The organism is Streptomyces sp. NPDC037054 (assembly GCF_055606745.1).
This window is the reverse complement of record NZ_JBVJSJ010000018.1, coordinates 81329-101719: the sequence shown is the minus strand read 5'-3', so window position 1 is coordinate 101719 and position 20391 is coordinate 81329. Positions and strand designations below refer to the sequence as shown.

At 73.7% G+C, this 20391-nt stretch carries 18 protein-coding genes; 4 read left to right on the top strand and 14 right to left on the bottom strand.

What is annotated here, in order from left to right:
- Window positions 1-168 precede the first annotated feature (168 nt).
- Window positions 169-1116 (top strand): DMT family transporter, encoded by a 948-nt coding sequence (locus ACZ7D7_RS32130; RefSeq protein WP_470828916.1) that lies wholly within the window; start codon window positions 169-171, stop codon window positions 1114-1116.
- Here the strand turns inward: ACZ7D7_RS32130 and ACZ7D7_RS32125 are convergent.
- The 11 genes from ACZ7D7_RS32125 to ACZ7D7_RS32075 form a co-directional block, all read right to left on the bottom strand.
- A complete protein-coding gene (locus tag ACZ7D7_RS32125; RefSeq protein ID WP_470828914.1) occupies window positions 1105-2463 on the bottom strand; it encodes an MFS transporter in 1359 nt (452 codons plus the stop codon). The two genes, ACZ7D7_RS32130 and ACZ7D7_RS32125, sit on opposite strands and share 12 nt — an antisense overlap.
- 293 nt (window positions 2464-2756) lie before the next feature.
- Window positions 2757-3842: a Zn-dependent alcohol dehydrogenase gene (locus tag ACZ7D7_RS32120; protein WP_470828913.1), complete on the bottom strand. Its 1086-nt coding sequence runs from the start codon at window positions 3840-3842 to the stop codon at window positions 2757-2759.
- A 53-nt stretch (window positions 3843-3895) separates the two neighbouring features.
- Window positions 3896-5284, bottom strand: a complete 1389-nt coding sequence (locus ACZ7D7_RS32115) for an aldehyde dehydrogenase family protein (protein WP_470828911.1) — start codon at window positions 5282-5284, stop codon at window positions 3896-3898.
- 107 nt (window positions 5285-5391) lie between these two features.
- On the bottom strand, window positions 5392-6729 hold the full coding sequence (locus ACZ7D7_RS32110; RefSeq protein WP_470828910.1) for an ABC transporter ATP-binding protein: 1338 nt from the start codon (window positions 6727-6729) through the stop codon (window positions 5392-5394).
- A gap of 171 nt (window positions 6730-6900) precedes the next feature.
- Complete coding sequence (locus ACZ7D7_RS32105) at window positions 6901-7578, bottom strand: class F sortase (RefSeq protein ID WP_470828909.1); 678 nt, start codon at window positions 7576-7578, stop codon at window positions 6901-6903.
- A 58-nt stretch (window positions 7579-7636) separates the two neighbouring features.
- Window positions 7637-8209, bottom strand: a complete 573-nt coding sequence (locus tag ACZ7D7_RS32100) for a hypothetical protein (RefSeq protein WP_470828908.1) — start codon at window positions 8207-8209, stop codon at window positions 7637-7639.
- A gap of 80 nt (window positions 8210-8289) precedes the next feature.
- A complete protein-coding gene (locus ACZ7D7_RS32095; protein ID WP_470828906.1) occupies window positions 8290-9501 on the bottom strand; it encodes an MFS transporter in 1212 nt (403 codons plus the stop codon).
- 37 nt (window positions 9502-9538) lie between these two features.
- Entirely contained in the window at window positions 9539-10969 is a 1431-nt protein-coding gene (locus ACZ7D7_RS32090) for a CitMHS family transporter (RefSeq protein WP_470828905.1), read from the bottom strand.
- A 135-nt stretch (window positions 10970-11104) separates the two neighbouring features.
- Entirely contained in the window at window positions 11105-13357 is a 2253-nt protein-coding gene (locus ACZ7D7_RS32085) for a molybdopterin oxidoreductase family protein (protein ID WP_470828903.1), read from the bottom strand.
- 117 nt (window positions 13358-13474) lie between these two features.
- Window positions 13475-14092 carry a TetR/AcrR family transcriptional regulator gene (locus ACZ7D7_RS32080; RefSeq protein ID WP_470828987.1) on the bottom strand — a complete coding sequence of 206 codons (618 nt, stop codon included), beginning with the start codon at window positions 14090-14092 and terminating at the stop codon, window positions 13475-13477.
- An 85-nt stretch (window positions 14093-14177) separates the two neighbouring features.
- Window positions 14178-14678 carry a hypothetical protein gene (locus tag ACZ7D7_RS32075; protein WP_470828902.1) on the bottom strand — a complete coding sequence of 167 codons (501 nt, stop codon included), beginning with the start codon at window positions 14676-14678 and terminating at the stop codon, window positions 14178-14180.
- 210 nt (window positions 14679-14888) lie between these two features.
- Between ACZ7D7_RS32075 and hmgA the strand changes: the two genes are divergently transcribed.
- From hmgA to ACZ7D7_RS32060, 3 genes are all read left to right on the top strand, one after another.
- The gene (hmgA, locus tag ACZ7D7_RS32070) at window positions 14889-16241 is read left to right on the top strand and encodes a homogentisate 1,2-dioxygenase (RefSeq protein ID WP_470828900.1); all 1353 of its coding nucleotides are present in this window, start codon (window positions 14889-14891) and stop codon (window positions 16239-16241) included.
- A 27-nt stretch (window positions 16242-16268) separates the two neighbouring features.
- Window positions 16269-17018, top strand: a complete 750-nt coding sequence (locus tag ACZ7D7_RS32065; protein WP_470828899.1) for a GntR family transcriptional regulator — start codon at window positions 16269-16271, stop codon at window positions 17016-17018.
- Between the two features lie 70 nt (window positions 17019-17088).
- Window positions 17089-18228, top strand: coding sequence for a type ISP restriction/modification enzyme (locus ACZ7D7_RS32060; RefSeq protein WP_470828898.1), 1140 nt, complete (start codon window positions 17089-17091; stop codon window positions 18226-18228).
- Window positions 18229-18463: 235 nt separating this feature from the next.
- On the opposite strand, the gene ACZ7D7_RS32055 is transcribed toward ACZ7D7_RS32060, so the two are convergent.
- From ACZ7D7_RS32055 to ACZ7D7_RS32045, 3 genes are all read right to left on the bottom strand, one after another.
- Window positions 18464-18733 (bottom strand): hypothetical protein, encoded by a 270-nt coding sequence (locus ACZ7D7_RS32055; protein ID WP_470828897.1) that lies wholly within the window; start codon window positions 18731-18733, stop codon window positions 18464-18466.
- 115 nt (window positions 18734-18848) lie between these two features.
- Complete coding sequence (locus tag ACZ7D7_RS32050) at window positions 18849-19709, bottom strand: anti-sigma factor (protein WP_470828896.1); 861 nt, start codon at window positions 19707-19709, stop codon at window positions 18849-18851.
- A complete protein-coding gene (locus ACZ7D7_RS32045; protein ID WP_470828895.1) occupies window positions 19706-20248 on the bottom strand; it encodes a sigma-70 family RNA polymerase sigma factor in 543 nt (180 codons plus the stop codon). Before ACZ7D7_RS32045 ends, ACZ7D7_RS32050 begins: the two co-directional genes overlap by 4 nt.
- Window positions 20249-20391 lie beyond the last annotated feature (143 nt).

Below are 20391 nucleotides of genomic sequence, written 5' to 3'. Positions count from 1 at the left end.
CCGACCGGCTCGATCAGCCGACGCCTGCCGCGAGGCCGCGCCGGAGGACCCGCCCCGGAACGACCGTCCGACCACCCCGCCGCCCGCGAAGCCCCCGGCCAGGGGCCCGCCGGCTCCCCGTCCGAAACACGCGAGACCCCTTCGCCCTCGCCTCCTAGTCTCTGGAGCATGATGAGCACCGCCCCTGACCTCTCCGTCTCCCCCGTGCGTCGTGGTGAGTTGCTTGCCGCCGGGGCCGCGGCCGTCACCGTTGTGCTGTGGGCCTCCGCGTTCGTCTCGATCCGCAGTGCGGGCGAGGCGTACTCGCCGGGCGCGCTGGCGCTCGGGCGGCTGCTGTCCGGCGCGCTCGCGCTGGCCGTCATCTGCCTGATACGCCGGGAAGGGCTGCCGCCGCGGGCCGCGTGGCGCGGGATCGCGGTGTCCGGCGTGCTGTGGTTCGGCTTCTACATGGTCGCCCTCAACTGGGGCGAGCAGCAGGTGGACGCGGGCACGGCCGCGCTGGTCGTGAACATCGGCCCGGTGCTGATCGCGCTGCTCGGCGCGCGGCTGCTCGGGGACGCGATGCCGCCCCGGCTGCTGGCGGGCATGGCGGTGTCCTTCGCGGGGGCCGTGACCGTCGGGCTGTCGATGTCCGGCGAGGGCGGCGCCTCGGTGCTCGGCGTCGTGCTGTGCCTGCTCGCGGCGATCGCGTACGCGGGCGGTGTCGTCGCCCAGAAGCCCGCGCTGGGCGCGGCGAGCCCGCTCCAGGTGACGACGTTCGGCTGCCTGGTCGGGGCGGTGGCCTGTCTGCCGTTCGCCGGGCAGCTCGTCCACGAGGCGGCCGGCGCTCCCGCGTCGGCGACCCTCAACATGGTCTACCTGGGCGTCTTCCCGACCGCGCTCGCCTTCACGACATGGGCGTACGCGCTCGCCCGGACGAGCGCGAGCCGCATGGGCGCGACCACGTACGCGGTGCCCGCACTGGTGGTGCTGATGTCGTGGCTGGCGCTCGGCGAGGTGCCGGGGCCGCTCACGCTGGTGGGCGGCGTGCTGTGCCTGGCGGGCGTCGCCGTGTCCCGGTCACGGTCCCGGTCCCGGTCGCGGGCGGCGGCTCGGGCCGCGGACTCAGCCCGCTGAGTCGGCCGCCGCGTCGGCCTGGGCCCGCGCCCGGTCCGACAGGACCTTGATGGACACCAGGGCGACGACCGCGAGCGCGACGATGTAGCCGGACACGGCCATCGACGTGCCCGTCGCCTCCAGCAGCAGGACCATCACGAACGGCGCGAGCCCGCCGCCGCCGACGGCCGCGATCTGGTAGCCGAGGGAGGCGCCGGTGTACCGCATCTCCGCCGTGAACAGCTCGGCGAACAGGGCGGCCTGAGGGCCGTACATGATGCTGAGGAAGCAGCTCGCGACGAACGTGCCGACGGCCAGCCAGAGCAGCGATCCGGTGTCGATCAGCAGGAACAGCGGCACCGCCCACAGGCCGATGCCGGCCGCGCCGACGGCGTAGATGCGGATGCGGCCGATGCGGTCGGACAGGGCGGCGGCGGCCGGGATCAGCACCAGCTGGGTGAGGCTGACGCAGAGCGAGACGGCGAGCACCGCGCCGCGTTCCATGCCGAGTTCGCGGGTCGTGTAGTCGAGGACGCCGGTGATGATGATGTAGAACGTCGCGGTGTTCACGGCGAAGGAGCCGCCGGCCAGCAGCACCGTGCCGAGGTGGCCGCGCAGGATCGTGCGCAGCGGCGAGGTGCGTGCCGCCTTCTCCGCCTGCTCCTTCTCGGCGAGCGCCCGTTCGGCGGCCCGGAACTCCGGGGTCTCCTCGACGCGGGTGTGGATGTACCAGGCCAGGCCGAGGACGAGCAGGCCCACGACGAACGGCACGCGCCAGCCCCAGGCGGTGAACGCGGACTCCGTGGTGAGCGCGCCGGCCAGCAGGAAGACCGAGTTGGCGGTGACGACGCCGATGGGCACGCCGAGCTGGACGACGCTGCCGTAGACGCCGCGCCTGCCCTCGGGGGCGTACTCGGTGGCGAGCAGCATCGCGCCGCCCCACTGCGCGCCGACGGCGACGCCCTGGGCGATGCGCAGCAGGACGAGCAGGATCGGCGCGGCGACGCCGATGGTCTCGTACGTGGGCAGCAGGCCGATGCCGGTGGTGGCGACGCCCATCAGGGTCAGGGCGAGGACGAGCATGGGCTTGCGGCCGCGCTTGTCGCCGAGGTGCCCGGCGACGATGCCGCCGAGGGGGCGGGCGAGGAAGCCGACGGCGAAGGTGGCGAAGGCGGCGAGGACGCCGGCGGTGGAGCTGCCGGCCGGGAAGTACAGGTCGCCGAGGACGAGCGCGGCGGCGATGCCGAAGACGAAGTAGTCGTACCACTCGACGGCGGAGGCGAGGGCGGCGGCGCCGGCGACGCGGCGCCGGTTCGGGGCGGTGGGGGTGGGGGTGGTGAGCGGTTGAGCGGAAGGGGCCGTGTCCATGAGGTGCACGCTCCGGGGAGTTGCGGGGACGGAACGGTGGGGGGCGGCTCTGGGTTCCGGGGAACGTACTGACCGGACGGTATGGACGTCAACGGGTCGTGCGGCAGGAGTTTCGACCGTGACCTGAGGGGGCGCGGGGCACGGGGTACGCGGGCATGCCTGTGGCCCCGGCCTCGCGGGGAGGCCGGGGCGGGTGCGGGGCGCGCCGTGCGGACGGGCACCGTACGGACGGGGCCGTGCCGTGACGGCGGGCGCTGTGGCGCGCCGTGCCGTGCCGTGTCGGCGGGGACCCGCTAGAAGATCACCAAGGCGCGTCCGCCCTTTCCGGCGAGCATGTTCTCGAAGGCCGCCGGGATGCCCTCCAGGGCGATGCGCTCGGTCACCAGGGAGGCGAGGTCGAGGCGTCCGGTGCGGATGTGGTCGGCGAGCACCGGGAGGTCCTGCGCCGGGTTGGAGTTGCCGTAGACGCAGCCGGAGAGGGTGCGGCCCCAGTGGAAGATCTCCAGGGCGTTGAAGGTGACCTGCTGGTCCTTGCCGCCGATGCCGACGACGGTGGTGCGTCCGCCGCGCCGGGTGGACTCCCAGGCGGTGCGGATGGTGACGGCGCGGCCCACGCACTCGACGGCCGCGTCGACGCCCTGCTTGCCGGTGAGGGCGCGGATCTCGCGGGCGGTGGTGTCGGAGGCGACGACGTAGTCGGTGGCGCCCGCGGCGCGCGCGAGGTCCTCCTTCTCCGGGGAGACGTCGACCGCGACGATCTTCGAGGCGCCGGCGATCCGCGCGGCCTGGAGGGCGGCGAGGCCCACTCCCCCGACGCCGAACACGGCCACCGTCTCGCCGGGACTGACCTTGGCGGAGTGGTGGACGGCGCCGTATCCGGTGAGGACGGCGCAGCCGAGCAGCGCGGCGTCGGTGAGCGGGACGCCGTCCGGCGCGGGCAGCACGCAGGACTCGTGGACGACGGTCTCCTCGGCGAACGCGGCGACGTTCAGGCCGGGGTGGAGGTCGGTGCCGTCGGAGGTGCGGCGGGCGTGCACCTCGGCGGCGCCGGCCAGGGCGTTGGCGCACAGCCAGACCTCGCCGAGCGCGCAGGCGTGGCAGTTTCCGCAGGCGGGCGCCCAGTTGAGGACGACGCCGTCGCCGGGCGCGAGGTGGCCGACGCCCTCGCCGACGGCGACGACGGTGCCCGCGCCCTCGTGGCCGAGGACGGCCGGGACGGGGAGTCGCAGGGTGCCGTTGGTCAGGGACAGGTCGGAGTGGCAGACCCCGGCGGCGACGAGCCGGACGCGGACCTGGCCGGGTCCGGGGTCGGGCAGGTCGATCTCGGTGATCTCCAGCGGGGAGCCGACGGCGGGCAGGACGGCGGCGCGAACAGCCATGGCGGGACAACTCTCCTGGGGCGGGAGGGAGGTGGACGAAAGCGTGCGTGGGCCTAGAACTGGAGCGACTTGGTCTGGAGGTACTCGGCCAGGCCGTGCGCGCCGAGCTCGCGGCCGACGCCCGACTGCTTGTAACCGCCGAACGGGGCCAGCGGGTTGAAGCGTCCGCCGTTGATGTCGACCTGGCCGGTCTCCATGCGGCGCGCGAAGGCCACCGCCTCGGCCTCGTCGCCCGCCCACACGGCGCCGGCGAGGCCGTAGATCGTGCCGTTGGCGATGTCCAGGGCCTCGTCCTCGTCCTCGTAGCGCAGGACGCACAGGACCGGGCCGAAGATCTCCTCCTGGGCGACGGTCATGCCGGGCTTGACGTCGGCGAAGACGGTGGGGCTGACGAAGTAGCCCTTGTCGTGCGGCGCTTCGGGGCCGCCGGCGACCAGGCGGGCGCCCTCGGCGACGCCCTTCTCGATGTAACCGAGCACCCGCTCCCGCTGCTTGGCGTTGACGACCGGGCCGATGCGGTCGCCGTACTTGGCAGCGGCGGCCGCGGCGAGTTCCACGGCCTCGTCGTACCGCGCGGAGTGCACCAGCATCCGGGTCCAGGCGCTGCACGTCTGGCCGGAGTTGGACATCACGTTGGCGACGCCGACGTTGACGGCCTTGGCGAGGTCGGCGCTCGGCAGGATGACGTTGGCGGACTTGCCGCCGAGTTCGAGGGCGACCTTCTTCACGGCCGCGCCCGCGGTGGCGGCGATCCGTCGGCCGACGGCGGTGGAGCCGGTGAAGGACACCAGGTCGACGCCGGGGTGCTCGGCGAGGGCCTGGCCGGCCACCGGGCCGAGGCCGGTCACCAGGTTGAAGACGCCGGCCGGGACGCCCGCCTCGTGCACCGCCTCCGCGAACAGCTGCGCGGTCAGCGGCGTGTCCTCGGCGGGCTTGAGGACGACCGTGCAGCCGGCGGCGAGCGCCGGGGCGACCTTGGCGACGATCTGGTGCAACGGGTAGTTCCAGGGCGTGATGGCGGCGACGACGCCGATCGGCTCCTGGTAGACGGTCGAGTTGCCGACCTTCTCCTCGAAGGCGTACGTGGCGGCGAGTTCGGCGTACGAGCCCGCCACCGCGATCGGGGCGCCCACGTGCACGGCCTGCGAGAACTTCAGCGGCGAGCCGAGTTCCGCGGTGACGGTCGCGGCGATCTCGTCCTTGCGGGCGACCAGCACGTCCCGCAGCGCGGCGAGGCGGGTGGCCCGCTCGGCGGGCGGGGTGGCGGCCCATCCGGCGAGGGCGGCGCGCGCGGCCCGTACGGCGGTGTCGACGTCCAGGGCGGTGCCGGCCGGTACCCGGCCGATGACCTGCTCGTCGGCCGGGTTCACGACCTCGATCGCGTCCTGGCCGGCGGCCGGGCGCCAGGCGCCGTCGATGTACATGCCGTCGTGTGCCTTCATGGCGTTCCCTCCGGGCGGGCCTCGTCGTCCGCCCCCAAACTAGCGCCGTTAGTTTTCCGGCACCAGGGGCGGCCCCCAGTGGTACGGCTCACCCTCCCCCGGTGGTTTCAGGCGCCCCCGAGGTCGGGCAGCCGCGCCGGGGCGGGGCAGATGCGTTCGCCGTCCTGGTCGAAGACGAACATGTGGCCGATGTCGACGAGGAGCGGGACCTGCATGCCGTGGCGCAGGGCGATGTCCGGGGTGGTGCGGACGATGAGGTCGCCGGGGAGCCGGGCATCGGCGCGGGCGGGTTCGGGCGCGTCGGGCTCGGGGTGGTCGAGGACGACCACCGGCCCGGCGCGCAGGCCGCCCGCCTTCTCCCTGAGCCGGTCCAGGACGGTGCCCTCGCGGCGGCGCCTGCGGACCGGGCGCTCGGGGCGCGGTGCCTCCAGGTCGGGCACGACGGCGGGGCGGGAGCCGGTGTTGAAGTGGACGAGGTTCTCGTGGCCCTGGTACTCCACGTGCTCCACGAGGCCGGTGATGGCCATCTCTCCGGGCCGGGCGGCGGCCGGCTGGGCGATCCGCACGGCCTCCGAGCGCAGGCCCACGATGACCTCGCGGCCCTGCTGGACGCGCAGCAACTGGTGGTCGAGGGAGAGCGGTTCGGGCAGCCGCAGGAACTGCTTGCCGAGGCTGATGGTCATGGCGCCGTCGAGCGGCGCGCGGACCAGACCGCGCAGCAGGTTGATGCGCGGGGTGCCGATGAAGGCGGCGACGAAGACGTTGGCGGGCAGCGCGTAGACCATGCGCGGGGTGTCGACCTGCTGGAGGACTCCGCCGCGCAGGACGGCGACCCGGTCGCCGAGGGACATGGCCTCCGACTGGTCGTGGGTGACGTAGACGGTGGTGACGCCCAGTTCGCGGGTGAGCTTGGAGATCTCGGCGCGCAGGTGGTTGCGGAGCTTGGCGTCGAGGTTGGACAGCGGCTCGTCCATGAGGAAGGCCGAGGGGTGGCGGGCGATGGCCCGGCCCATCGCGACGCGCTGGCGCTCGCCGCCGGAGAGCTGGCTCGGGAAGCGGTCGAGGAGGTCCTCGATGCCGAGCATGCGGGCGGTGGCGTCCACGCGCGGGCGGGGGTCGGTGCCCGGGTTCTCGATGCGCAGCGGGAAGCCGATGTTGTCGCGGCTGGTCATGCTCGGGTAGAGGGCGAAGTTCTGGAAGACCATCGCCATGTCCCTTGCGGACGGCGGGAGTTCGTTGCAGAGTTCGCCGTCGAGGAACAGCCGGCCCTCGTCGATCTCCTCCAGGCCCGCGATCATCCGGAGCACCGTGGACTTGCCGCAGCCGGACGGGCCGAGCAGCACGAGGAACTCGCCGGGCGATATGTCCAGGGACAACCGGTCCACCACGCGGACGCCGCGGGTGTAGGACTTGCTCACGTCGTGCAGGGAGATGGCGCGTGTCATGGCTGGTGCCCCCGGGGGCTCACTGGGCGCTGGTGCTCCGCGGTCGGATGCCCCGCACGGGTCGTACGGGGCTGTGGGTCACGGAAGTTAACGGAATGTGTGCACCCGGGGGAAGAGACAGGGCGGGATCGGACGCGCCTGCTCAGCAGGTGAGAAAGCGGACGCCCGGATTCAGTTGCCGTCGTGGGGCCTGCCGGGGTCGCGGACCTGGGTGAGGTGGGCGAAGACGACCACGTTGCCGGAGTAGCCCTCGCGCCGGTCGTAGGTGCCGCCGCAGGTGATCAGCCGCAGTTCGGGGCGGCCCCGGTGGCCGTAGACCTCCTCGTCGGGGAAGTCGTCCTTCTCGTAGGACTTGACGGTGTCGACCGTGTAGACGGCGGTGCGGTCGTCGGCGCGCCGGACCTCGATGCGGCGCCCGCGCTTCAGTTCGCCGAGGCCCGCGAAGACGGCCGGGCCCTTCGCGGTGTCGAGGTGTCCGACGGCGACGGCGGTGCCGTTCTCGCCGGGCGTGGGGCCGCCCTCGTACCAGCCGACCAGGTTGGGGTCGTCGTCGGGCGGGGCCGTCATCCGGCGCTGCGCGTCGAGTTCGAGGCCCATGATCGGGGCGTCGACGTCGAGGTAGGGGACGGAGAGCCGGGTGGCACGGGACGGCGGCAGCGGCCGGGGCGCGGCCGGGGGACTCGGCGTCGCGCGCGGGGCGGCCGGTGCCGCCGTCCGTGCGGGAACCCGCTCGGCGGCGTGGGACGTGCCGTCCGGGCGGGTCGCCGCGGGGCCCGGAGCGGCGGTGGCCGCTCCGGGCTCGTCGTCCTGGGCCCACCAGACGCCGCCCGCCACCAGGCTGACGGCCACGAGAACCGTCCGCGTCAGGCGGAAGGCGCGCGTCCGGCTGACGGGCCGGCCCCTGCGCTCAGGAGGCCGTGCCATCGGCACGCCGACGGAACCGGAGCCAGGCGACCCCGCCGATCGCGGCGACGCCGACGCCCGCGGCTCCGGCGACCGGGTTGAAGGCGTCGTCGCGGGCCAGGCCGCCGCCGCCCGCCGGGGGACCGCCGTTGGGCGGCGTGGTCGGGTCGTCGGGGCAGTCGACCTTGAACACCTTGTGCTTGCCGGCGCCCATGCCGCCGACGATCTTCCAGGTCAGCTTGTACTGGCCGTCGGGCAGCGAGATGGGCGGGGTCTGCCCGGCGCCGTTCTGCAGGGTCAGGCTGCCCTGGCGGGTCGGCCCGTTCGGGACCAGGGGCTGGGTCTGGATGGTCCAGGCGACCTGCTGGACGGTGTCGAAGTTGAAGGCGGCGAGATAGAACTTGCAGACCTTCGGCTCGTTGCGCGGGTCGTCGGGCGCCGTGCCGACCGAGTGGATCTTGACGTCTCCGTTGTCACCGGGGGCGGCGACGGCCGTGGGGGCCGCGAGGAGCGTGGTGCCCGCGGCGGCGAGAACCGCGAGCGCGGCGGCGCGGCGCGGACGGACCGAGGTGGTCATGTAGTTTCCTCCGAGTCAGGTGATTTTCATACAAATCACTCTTGGTCTGACTCTGAGTCACGTCCGACCCGGAATGGCGGTCACAACGCCGTACGAGCCGTCGAATGTCGCCCTTTCGGCTCAGCGGGGCGGGCCGGTGAGCGCAGCGCGACGCCCGAGGAGACCAGCAGCAGCGCGCCGAGCATCACGAACGGCGCGGCGACACCCGCGACCCCGGCCACCAGGCCCGCGGCGGCGGGCGCGGCCACCTGACCCAGGCGGTTGCCGGTCAGCCGCAGGGCGAGCGCCGTGGAGCGGGCGCTGTCGGGGGCGGCCCGCACGACGGTCGTCATCGACAGCGGCTGCCCCACGCCGAGGCAGAAGCCCAGCACCGAGAGCATCACCCCGAGCGCCCACACCGGCACCGGCAGCGCGATGCCCGCGCACAGCAGGGCGGCCAGCAGACAGGTGCCGGTGAGCAGCGGGGTGCGGCCGACCAGCCGCAGGAGGGGCGTGAGCGCCAGGCGGCAGGCGATGGTGGCCGCCGCGCGCAGGCTGAGCAGGACGCCGATGACGGACGGGGCGATGCCCCGGTGCTCGCCGACCACCGGGAGGTAGGCGGTGAGGATGTCGGTCGCGGACAGCACCGAGAGGCTGATGAGGATCCCCGCGGGCACGCCCCGGGCGCGCAGGATGCCCCGCACCGGCACCCGTTCCCCTTGCCCCGTACGGGACTTGGCCGCCGTACGGTGCTCGATGCGCCACAGCGTCGTGAACGCGACGGCGGCTCCCGCGCCCGCCACGACGAGCGCGAGGGCGCTGCTGCGGGCCATGTCGTGGCCGCCGATCAGCGCGCCCGCCGCGACGGGCCCGACGAGCTGGCCGAGGGAGGCGCCGATCGTGAAGTGGCCGAAGTTGCGGTCCTGTTCGTGGGGCGCGGACTGGCGGGCGACGAGCGACTGGGCGCCGATGACGAAGCAGAGGTGCCCGAGGCCCATCACGCCGCTCCACAGCGCCATCGCCCACAGGGAGCCGGCGGCGCCGCTCAGGGCGCAGCCGCCGGCGATCAGGACGACGCCGGCCGGCAGCAGGGGCGCGCAGCGGCCGTGGTCGGTGCGGCGGCCGAGGGGGACGGCGGCGAAGAGCGGCAGCAGCGCGTAGACGCCCGCGATGACGCCGATCGCCCGCTCGTCGGCGCCGAGCGCGAGGGCCCGGTAGGAGACGGCGGGCCGGGCCATCGACACCGCCCCCTGCGCGAAGCCGAAGGCGATGACGAGGCGGAGCAGCCAGCCGCGGTTCCCACCGGGCCTCATGTGTCGTGTCCTTTCTGGACGCCGGACGGCCGGGGGGTCAGATGATGCCGAAGAGGATGCCCGCCGCGAGGATGACCAGGCAGGTGAGGGCGGCCCACTTCACGACGAACCGGGTGTGGTCGCCGAACTCGACCCTGGCCATGCCGACCAGGACGTACACGGCGGGGACGAGCGGGCTGGACATGTGCAGCGGCTGGCCGACGATCGAGGCGCGGGCGATCTCCACCGGGGACACGCCGTGCGCGGCGCCGGCCTCGGCGAGGACCGGCAGGATGCCGAAGTAGAAGCCGTCGTTCGACATGAAGTAGGTGAGCGGCAGGCTCAGCAGGCCGGTGACGAGGCCCATGTGCGGGCCCATGCCGTCCGGGATGACGTCGACCATCCAGCGGGCCATGTGGTCGACCATGCCGGTGCCCTGGAGGGCGCCGGTGAAGACGGCGGCGGCGAAGACCATGCCGGAGACGTTCAGGACGTTGTCGGCGTGGGCGGCGAGGCGGGCCTTCTGGTCCGGGATGTGCGGGAAGTTGACGGTGAGCGCGAGCGCGGCGCCGAGGAGGAACAGCACCGGGATCGGCAGCCACTCCATGATCATGGCGGTGAGCAGGACGACCGTGAGGCCCGCGTTGAACCAGTACAGCTTGGGCCGCAGGGTGGGCCGGTTCGGGTCGAGGCCCTGGAGTCCGGCGTCCGCGTCGGCGGGCTCCTCGGACTCGGCGTCGGTGCCGGAGCCCGAACGCCCGGTGACGGCGGAGGACTTGGCGACGCCCTTGCCGATGCCGCCCGCGCTGCCCGTGCCGCCGGAGCCGGCCAGGACCGTCTCCGGCTCCTCGACGAGCACCTCGTCCAGGGTGAGCACGCCGAGCCGCTTGCGCTCGCGCAGGCCGAGGACGTACGAGAGGCCGATGACGCCGAGCAGGCCGACGGCGAGGGCCGGGATCATCGGGACGAAGATGTCGCTGGCGTCCAGCTTGAGGGCGGTGGCGGCGCGGGCGGTCGGGCCGCCCCAGGGCAGGGTGTTCATCACGCCGTTGGCCATCGCGGCGACGCCGGTCATCACGACCAGGCTCATCTTCAGGCGCTTGTACAGGGGGTACATCGCCGAGACGGTGATCATGAAGGTGGTCGAGCCGTCGCCGTCCAGCGAGACGATCGCGGCGAGCAGCGCGGTGCCCACGACGACGCGCATCGGGTCGGCCCGGCAGAACCTGAGGATCCCCCGGACGATCGGGTCGAACAGCCCGACGTCGATCATCACCCCGAAGTAGACGATCGCGAACATGAGCATCGCCGCGGTGGGGGCGAGGTCGGTCACGCCGTCGATGACGTAGCCGCCGAGCTCGGCGCCCTTGCCGACGAACACGCAGAACAGCGCGGGGATCAGCACGAGCGCCGCGATCGGCGACATCTTCTTCAGCATGATCAGGACCAGGAAGGTCGCGATCATGGCGAAGCCGAGGATGGTCAGCATGAAATGGATACCTAACGTTCGCCCTTGAACATCCCACCAGGGCCGGCGGTGCGAGCGACGTTAGGTCCCGTCGAGCGGCGTCACAAGACGTTGACCTGCGAGCAATAAGCGCAAAACTCCAGGTCACAGCTTTGCTCAGGTCATGGCGCCGAGCGTTTCGGGCACCGGCGCGAGCTCGACGGGGACGCCGTTGAGGACCGCGTTGCCGGACAGCGGGTCGAGGAGGCTGCCGTCGAGGAGCTGGTTGACGTTGACGCCGGGATCGGTGGCCGCGTGCCGGAGCCGGGTGCCGGGGCGGTCGTGGCCCCAGCCGTGCGGCAGGCTCACGACGCCGGGGCGGATGCCGTCGGTGACCTCGGCGGGGGCGGTCACCGCTCCCCCGGCGCCCGTCACCCGCACCGGGCTGCCGTCGGTGACGCCGAGGCGCCGGGCGTCGTCGGGGTGGATGTGGAGGGTGCAGCGGTTGGTGCCGCCGGTGAGGGCGGGCACGTTGTGCATCCAGCTGTTGTTGGAGCGCAGGTGGCGGCGGCCCACGAGGACGATTCCCGCGGCGCGCCCGGTCATGGCGGCGCGCAGGCGCGGCAGGTCGTCGGCGATCGGGGCCGGCAGGAGTTCCACCTTGCCGCTGCGGGTCTTCAGCGGCTGCGGCAGGCGGGAGGCGAGCGGACCGAGGTCGATGCCGTGCGGGTGGTCGAGCAGTTCGGCGAGGGACAGCCCGCCCGGCCGGGCGCCGAATCCGTCGCCGTACGGGCCGAGGCGGAGCATCATGTCGAGCCGCCGCTCGGGGCCGTCGACGCCGGTGAGCAGCGCGGCCAGTTCCTCGGGATCGCGTCCGTGCACCGGGGAGTGGGCCTCGCCGACCGCCTTGGCGAGGGTCTGCTCGATCACCATGGCGTCGACGGCGGCCGGGTCGGCGCCGTGCATGCCCGTCGCGGCGAGGATCAGCCGGGCCAGGATCTCCGTCTCGAGCATGCGGCCGGGCTCCAGCGGGACCGCGGGGCGGGTGTAGCGGACCTGATTGCGGACGGCGAGGGTGTTGAACGCGAAGTCGTGGTGCGGGCTCTGGCCGGGCGGGGGCGGCGGCAGGACGACGTCGGCGTGGCGCGAGGTCTCGTTGAGGTACGGGTCGACGCTGACCATGAAGTCGAGGGAGTCCAGCGCCTTGTCGAGGCGGTCGCCGTCGGGCGCGGACAGGACGGGGTTGGCGGCGACGGTGATCAGGGCGCGGATCGGCGCGCCCTCGGCGGTGGCGGTGTCGATCTCCTCGGCGAGCGCGGACAGCGGCAGCTCGCCCTTCGCCTCCGGGTGCTTGCTCACGCGGGAGCGCCAGCGGCCCAGGGCGAAGCCGCGGCCGGGTCCCGCGGGGCGCGGGGTGCGGTCGGTGGCGGCCTGCGGGAAGAGGGCGCCGCCGGGCCGGTCGAGGTTGCCGGTGAGGACGTTGAGGACGTCCACGAGCCAGCTGGCGAGGGTGCCGTGCGGGACGGTGCAGCTGCCGATGCGGGCGTAGACGGCGGCGGTGGGCGCGGCGGCCAGTTCCCGGGCGAGGGCGCGGATCGTGTCGGCGTCGACGTCGCAGGCGGCGGCGACGGACTCGGGGGTGAAGTCCCGTACGGCGTCCGCGAGTTCCTCCAGCCCCTGGACGTGCGGGGCGAGGTCGCCGAGGTCGGTGAGGCGCTCTTCGAACAGGACGGTCGCCATCGCCGCGAGGAGCAGCGCGTCGGCGCCGGGGCGGATCGCGACGTGCCGGTCGGCGAGCTTGGCGGTGCGGGTGCGGCGCGGGTCGATGACGGTGAGGGTGCCGCCGCGGGCCTTGAGGGCCCTGAGCTTGCCGGGGAAGTCGGGGGCGGTGCACAGACTGCCGTTGGACTCCAGCGGGTTGGCGCCGATGAGGAGGAGGTGGTCGGTGTGGTCCAGGTCGGGCACGGGGATCAGGTGGGCGTCGCCGTACATGAGCCCGCAGGACACGTGCTTGGGCATCTGGTCCACCGTGGAGGCGCTGAAGACGCTCCGGGTGCCGAGTCCGCCGATCAGGAGCGGCGGGTAGAGGCCGCCGGCCATGGTGTGCACGTTGGGGTTGCCGAGGACGACGCCCACCGCGTTCGGCCCGTCGCGCTCCACGACGTGGCGCAGGCCGGCGGCGACGGCGTCGAAGGCCTCCTCCCAGGTGGCCTCGCGCAGCTCGCCGTCGCGGCGCACCAGCGGGCCGCGCAGCCGGTCGGGGTCACCGTCGACGGCGCCGAAGGAGGCGCCCTTGGGGCAGATGAACCCCTTGCTGAACACGTCGTCGCGGTCACCGCGGGCGGCCGTGACGCGGGTGCCGTCGATGGTGAGGGTCAGCCCGCAGGTGGCCTCGCACAAGGGGCAGATTCGCAGAGCGGTGCGGGACACGTGGTCCTCCCGGAGGGTGGCGGCAGCAGTGACGCTCGATCGCCGTGAGCATACCGACCGGTAGGCATGTTGGGGAGGCCCTTGCGGACGGGGGTGCGCGCGGGGGGTCGCCGCGCCTCAGTCCAGGACCCGCGCCAAGTACGCCCGGAGGATCTCCCGGGTCTCCGCGATGATCTTCCGGTCGCCTCCGGGGGTCATCCGGAAGGCGAGGTGGACGAGGGTGTCGGCGGTTTCCACGGCGACCAGGAAGGTGCGGCGCAGTTCCTCGTCCGGCTCGCGGCGCAGGTGGCCGGCGAGCAGTTCGGTGAAGCGGTCGGCGACCCGGGTGTTCGGCTCACCCTCGCGCGCCCCGACCGGGATCTGGTTGCCGAAGTCGACCAGGGAGAAGCCGGGCGCGGTGCGCTTCATCTCCAGGTACTCGTCGAGCACGGTGTCCAGGGCCGCGCGCCAGCCCTCGCCGCCGGACTGCCGCAGCCGCTCCGTGACCCGGTCGGTGTAGCGCTCCAGGTTGCGCTGGGCGAGCGCGTCGACCATCTCCCGCTTGTTGCCGAAGAACCGGTAGACCGAGCCGATCGGCACGCCGGCGCGCTGCGCGACGTACCGGGTGGTCAGGGCGTCGTAACCGACCTCGTCGAGCAGGTCGGCGCAGGCGTCGAGGATCCGGGCCAGCCGTTCGGCGCTGCGCCGCTGTATGGGCGCGCGCCGGAGCGATGTCGGGTGGGGCACGAGGTTCATCATGCCGCTCCGCAGCCGTCCGGTGAACCTCGCCCCAAAGCTTGGACACCGTCTTCCGCACCACCCTTCAGAGGGTGAACGCCCTTCAGGGGGTGGGCGCCGAGACGGTGATGTCCGCGGTGCTCTCCACCGGCTTGCCGTCGACCACCCACACGGTGCCGTCGTCGGCGTACAGCCGGGCGGTGACGCGGTGGGTGCCGCGCGGGACGGCGGGGAGCCGGTGCTCGGGGGTGTGCAGCCGGGTGACGAGCCGGTCGTCCACGTAGAGGTGCGCGAGTCCGTGGCCCGGCACGGCGCGCTCGCGGGTGCCGGGCGGTGAGAGACGGAAGTCGCGCAGCGTCAGGCGTACGCCCCAGCCGCCGTCCTCCTCGGGCTGCACCTCGACGCCGACGCCGGGGGTGTTCTCCCCGCCGACCTCGCGGTAGGGGCGGCCCTGCTCGTCGGTCTCGTCGAGGAGCCGGCCGGCGGCCTCCGACGACTCCCCGTTCCCCGTCTCTCGCGCATCACCGGTGCCGCAGCCCACGGGTCCGGCCGACAGCGTGACCCAGACCGCGAGCGCCGCCAGGATGCCCCGCGTCCACGACATGCCGGGGAGCGTAGAACACGGGTGCGACCGGCCGTATCCCCCTGAAGTCTGGTTCTGGTCGTTCCTGATGAGGACACGGCGGGGACCTTCAGGAGGAGGCCCGTGCGCGGACGCCCGGCGCCCTCTTGCACAAGCGACGACGCAATCCTACGGTGTTGCATAGGAATCGGGAGCCGGTTCGGGCAGCCGTGTGAGGGCAAGGGAGCGATCATGAGCGATGGGGGCACCGCCCGCGGGAGCGTGTTCGAGCGCGGGGAGGTCAGGAAGACCGCCGAAGGGCTGACCTATCTCTCCGGCTTCGGCAACGAGCACAGCTCCGAGGCCGTGCCGGGCGCGCTGCCCGAGGGCCGCAACTCGCCGCAGCGGGCCCCGCTCGGGCTGTACGCGGAGCAGCTCAGCGGTTCGGCGTTCACCGAGCCGAGGGCCCACAACCGGCGCTCGTGGCTGTACCGCATCCGCCCGTCGGCCGCGCACCCGGCGTTCACCCGCACGGGCAACGGCGCGCTGCGCACGGCGCCCTTCACGCAGACCGTCCCCGACCCGAACCGGCTGCGCTGGAACCCGCTGCCCGAACCCCCCGCCGGGACGGACTTCGTGGCCGGCCTGTGGACCCTCGGCGGCAACGGCGACGTCACCCAGCGCACCGGCATGGCCGTGCACCTCTACCACGCCAACTCCTCGATGGAGCGCGTCTTCAGCGACTCCGACGGCGAGCTGCTGATCGTGCCCGAGCGCGGCGGACTGCTGCTGCGCACCGAGTTCGGCCTGCTGCACGCCGAACCGGGCGACGTGGCGCTGGTCCCGCGCGGCGTCCGCTTCCGCGTGGACCTGCTCGACGCCACGGCCCGCGGTTACGTCTGCGAGAACTACGGCGCCCCGTTCCGCCTGCCCGACCTCGGCCCGATCGGCGCCAACGGCCTCGCGAACCCAAGGGACTTCCGCGCGCCGGTCGCCGCGTACGAGGACGTGGAGGGCCCGGTGGAGGTGGTCAACAAGTACTGCGGCAACCTGTGGGCGGCCACCTACGACCACTCCCCGCTCGACGTCGTCGCCTGGCACGGCAACCACGTGCCGTACGTGTACGACCTGCGCCGCTTCAACGTCATCGGCAGCATCTCCTACGACCACCCCGACCCGTCGATCTTCACGGTGCTGACCTCGCCGTCGGACACGCCGGGCCTGGCGGGCGTGGACTTCGTGGTGTTCGCGCCGCGCTGGCTGGTGGGCGAGGACACGTTCCGGCCGCCGTACTTCCACCGGAACGTGATGAGCGAGTACATGGGCCTGGTGGAGGGCGCCTACGACGCGAAGGCGGAGGGCTTCGTGCCCGGCGGGGGCTCGCTGCACAACATGATGTCGGCGCACGGCCCGGACCGGGAGACCTTCGACCGGGCGAGCGCGGCCGAACTGAAGCCGCACAAGGTCGACGACGGCCTGGCGTTCATGTTCGAGACGCGCTGGCCGGTGACGCTGACGCCGCACGCGGCCCGCGCGGAGCACCTCCAGCGCGGGTACGACGACGTCTGGCAGGGCCTTCAGCGGCACTTCCGCCCCTTGCCCTGAGCAGTGCCGACCGGTACGGATGGGCCCGTGACCTCCTTCGCCCCGGACTCGATCGTCCTGAACCGCAAGCTGCCGCTCTGGTACCAGGTGTCGCAGTCGCTGCGCGCCTCGATCCTCGGCCGCTCGCCCCGGGAGCCGCTGCGCCTGCCCACCGAGGAGCAGTTGGCCGGGCATTACGGCGTGAGCGTGCTGACCATGCGGCAGGCGCTGAAGGAGCTGGAGGAGGAGGGGCTCATCACGCGGCACCGCCGGCGGGGCACGTTCATCGAGCCGCACGCCCGGCGGGGCGCCCCGGTCCGGCTGCTCGGCTCGGTGGACGCGATCGTGGCCCAGCAGTCCGGCATGACGACGGAACTGCTCGGCCACGGCAGGGCCCCGGTCCCCGCCGAACTGGCCGAGTACTTCCCGGATGCGGGCGAGGTGGGCACGTATCACCGGCTGCGCAGCGACGAGAAGACCGGCGAGCCGACCAACCACGCCCGCAACTACGTCCGTCCGGAACTGGCCGACCGCGTCGACGTGGAGGACCTGACCCGCTGGCCGATGACCAAGGTGCTGCGGGACGTGGTCGGCGCGGACATCAGCCGCATCACGGACACGGTGGAGGCCCGCCTCGCGGACCCGGAGACGGCGCGTCTGCTCCAGGTGCCGCTGCTGAGCCCGATCCTGCACTACACGGGCGTGACGTACGACGCCCGGGGCCGCGTCCTGGACGTGGCGGTGATCCACTACCGGGGGGACTGCTTCTCCTTCACGGTGACGCTGGACGCGACGTAGGGCCGGCCGGCGCCCCGGAGGGGTTCGCCGGGGACGGGGCCTCGCCCCCGGCGGGGCCGGGCGTCGTACGATGCCGGGCGTGACGTACGACGACGCTCCGCCGTTGGCGGACCTCATGCCGTGGTCCGTCGCACCGCCGCGCATCGGCCGGGGGTGGCCGACGGCCCCCGACCCGGCGTCCCTGAAGGCCCGCTGGGACGCCCTGATGAAGGCCGAAGGAGCCGACCGCGCGGCCCTGTTGGAGCCGACGCGCACCCGTACCCCGTACACGGCGGTGGGCCGGCTCCCCGGCCGCAGTGGCGGTACGGAGCGGCTGGCGCGGGCCTCGGGGCCGTGTCCGGAGCCGGTGCGGGTGCTGTCCGCGCCGTTCGACGAGCGGTGGCTGATCCCCGACCACCGGCTGATCGACGCGGCCCGTCCCGAGCTGTGGCGGGTGGCGGACGAGCGCCAGGTCTTCGTGGTGGAGACGGCGGGCCCTCCGCACCTCCTCGCGACATCCCTGTTCCCGACGCTGCGCACCGGCCGGATCCGCCCGCTGTACCGGCGCCCCGGCGGCGCCGAGCCCAATCTGGCCCCGGGGCTGCTGGAGCACCTCGGCCACTCCCCCGACCCGCTGGACTTCCTGGCCTGGACGCTCGCCACCGTGCGCCCCGACCACACCGTCCCCCTCACCCGGGACCCCGGACTCTGGTCCCGCGGCGTCGAACTGGGCCGCCGCGCCCTGTGGCTCCAGCGCCGTGACGGTGAACGCCCCAAGCTGCCCGGCGGCCGCCGCCCCTACGTCCGCGCCCCGCTCCCCGCCCGCCCCCTGACCCTCCACTACGACCGCGACGAGGAGAGCCTCCACCTGGACGAGGGCCGGATCTCCCCCGTCCCGCCAGAGGCCTGGGAGTTCGAGGCGGGCGGAGTCCGGGTGCTGGAGCAGTGGTTCACGGCCCGGACGACGCCGGGCGAGCCGGGCACGCTCGCCGCCGTCGGCCCGGCGACCTGGCCCCAGACCTGGACGTCGGAACTCCTGGAGCTGATCACGGTGACGGCCCTGCTCGCCGAACTGCTGCCGCGGCGGGAGGAGTTGCGGGTGCCGGACGGCATCACGGCGTCGGAGCTGCGCGCGGCGGGCGTCCTCCCGGTGCCGCACCACGCGCGCCGCCCGTCATCGGTCCTGACGCTGGACGAGGAGGGCCCGGAGGGCCAACTGGCGCTGCTGTAGGGCCCTTGGGACGCGAACGGGCGCGCCGCTCGCGGTGCGTTGATACGCGTGGCGAGCCGCGAGTGGCCGGACGGGGAAAGAACGGTGAACGATCCTGCCGGGCGGGGAGGGGGCAGGGGTGACGGGTGAAGGCCCGCGCTCAGGTCGCACCTGTGGCGCCGCGGGCGCGCCGTGGGGATGACGGACGGCGCGAGAGCGGTGCCGAGCCGGGACGGTGCGGCCGGCGAGCGCGGGTCTACCTGCTGCCGAAGAGCGTGCGACGCAGCCGGCGCAGTGGAGCGAAGAGCGAGACGCGCCTGACGCGCGCGCCCCTGCCGCTGCGGCCGTGCGTGGTGTCACGCGCGGTCAGCTCACGCATCAGCGACGTCGCCTCCAGCGTCTCCCGCTGCGGGACGGCGGGACCGCCCAGCACGGCGAGATGGCGGTCGAGACGCGAGCTGGTCGCGCTGCTCCCGCAGGTGATCGCAGGGACCCTCGCCCTGCTGCGCACTGTTATCTGTTCCATGTCACTCCCCACCCGTACGAGTCCACCCGGCCCGGGCAGAGTAACCCTATCGCCCTCATGGGGCACTCGTGTATCGCGGTCACAGGATTCACCTTCCCCGCAAGGGGGTTGACGATTACTCTCCGAATCCGACCGATTTCAGGGTGAGTTGGACAACCGGCTGGCCGGTGGGTTGCGGTGATCCGCCGTCGGGTTCGACCGTTACGGCGAGTGACGTCGCGGACCGCTCGAGACCGGACGCCACGAGGGGCGTGTCGCCGTCAAGGAGGCCGAGGGAGCGCGGTCGGGCGTTCGGGCGCATGAGCCAGAGCTGGTGGACCCGGCCGTCCGGCGGGTCGTCGTAGTCGGCGGCGGTGACGACTGCCCGCCCCTCGGAGGCGGAAGCGATTACTCCGATCCCGCGTCCCCGGGCGTCCCGGCCGGTCGCGGCCCGTGCGTCGGGCGCGGCGAGAACGTGGGCGATCTCACGTGCGCGGTCCCGTTCGGCGGTCAGCTCGTCCTGCGTGCGGGCGGCCTGCACGGCGAAGAGGGACGCGACGACGAGGGCCGCGGCGGCGGTCGCGGTGGCGAACGGCACGAGCAGGGGGCGCATGCGGGGCGCAGGTGTGCGTGCCGGGGGCGGCTCGGTCCCCCACACGTGCGGGGGCAACTGGCCCGCGCCGGCGCGTGCGGCGTGCTGCGCCGCGGATTCCTGGGGCCTCGCGCGTGCGGCGTGCTGCGGGGCGGGTTCCTGCGGCGTCTCGCGTACGGCGGCCAGGACGCGGTCGCGCAGGGCGGGCGGTGCCGGGACGGCCGTGGACCAGGCGAGCCGGACCGCGTCCTCGGTCAGCGCCCGCACCTCGGCGGCGCAGCGGGCGCAGCGGCCGAGGTGCTTGTCGAAGCGGACCCGTTCGGCGGGCTCCAGGGCGTCGAGCGCGTAGGGGGCGGCGAGGGAGTGCGGGTCCCCGCGCCGCAGCAGCCGGCCGATCACGCTCATGCGGCACCTCCCAGGCACTCGCGCAGCCGGGTGAGGCCGTCGCGCATTCTCGTCTTGACGGTGCCCAGCGGCAGGGACAGCCGTTCGGCGACCTCACGGTAGGTGTAGCCCTCGTAGTAGGCGAGGGTGACGGACTGCCGCTGGAGGGTGGTGAGGCGGTCCAGGCAGCGGCGCACCCACTCGCGTTCGAGGCCGGCCTCGACCTCCTCGGCGACCTGGTCGAAGGCGGGCCCGGTCGCGCGCCGCGCCTCGCGCTGCTCGCGTTCGTCGGCCGCGCGGGCGCTGCGCACCCGGTCCACGGCGCGGCGGTGGGCGAGGGTGAGGACCCAGGACAGCGCGCTGCCCCGGCCGGGGTCGAACCGCGCGGCGGAGCGCCACAGTTCGAGCAGCACCTCCTGGGCGACCTCCTCGGACTGCGCGGGGTCGCGCACCACGCGCCGCACGAGTCCGTAGACGGGCCCGGACACCAGCCCGTAGAGCTCCTCGAAGGCCTGCTGGTCACCGCGGGCCACGCGCACCAGCAGTTCGTCCGCCGCCACCCGGTCCCCCTCTCTCCGGCCGCACGCGTCCCGTCCCCACACCCGAGGCATTCCCACCGTCCCGTCCCGCACGAGGCGTTCGCAGCGAGCGCGCTGTCGGAGGGGATTACGGACGGGAGCGCCCGAAACGCGGGTCCGGGAGC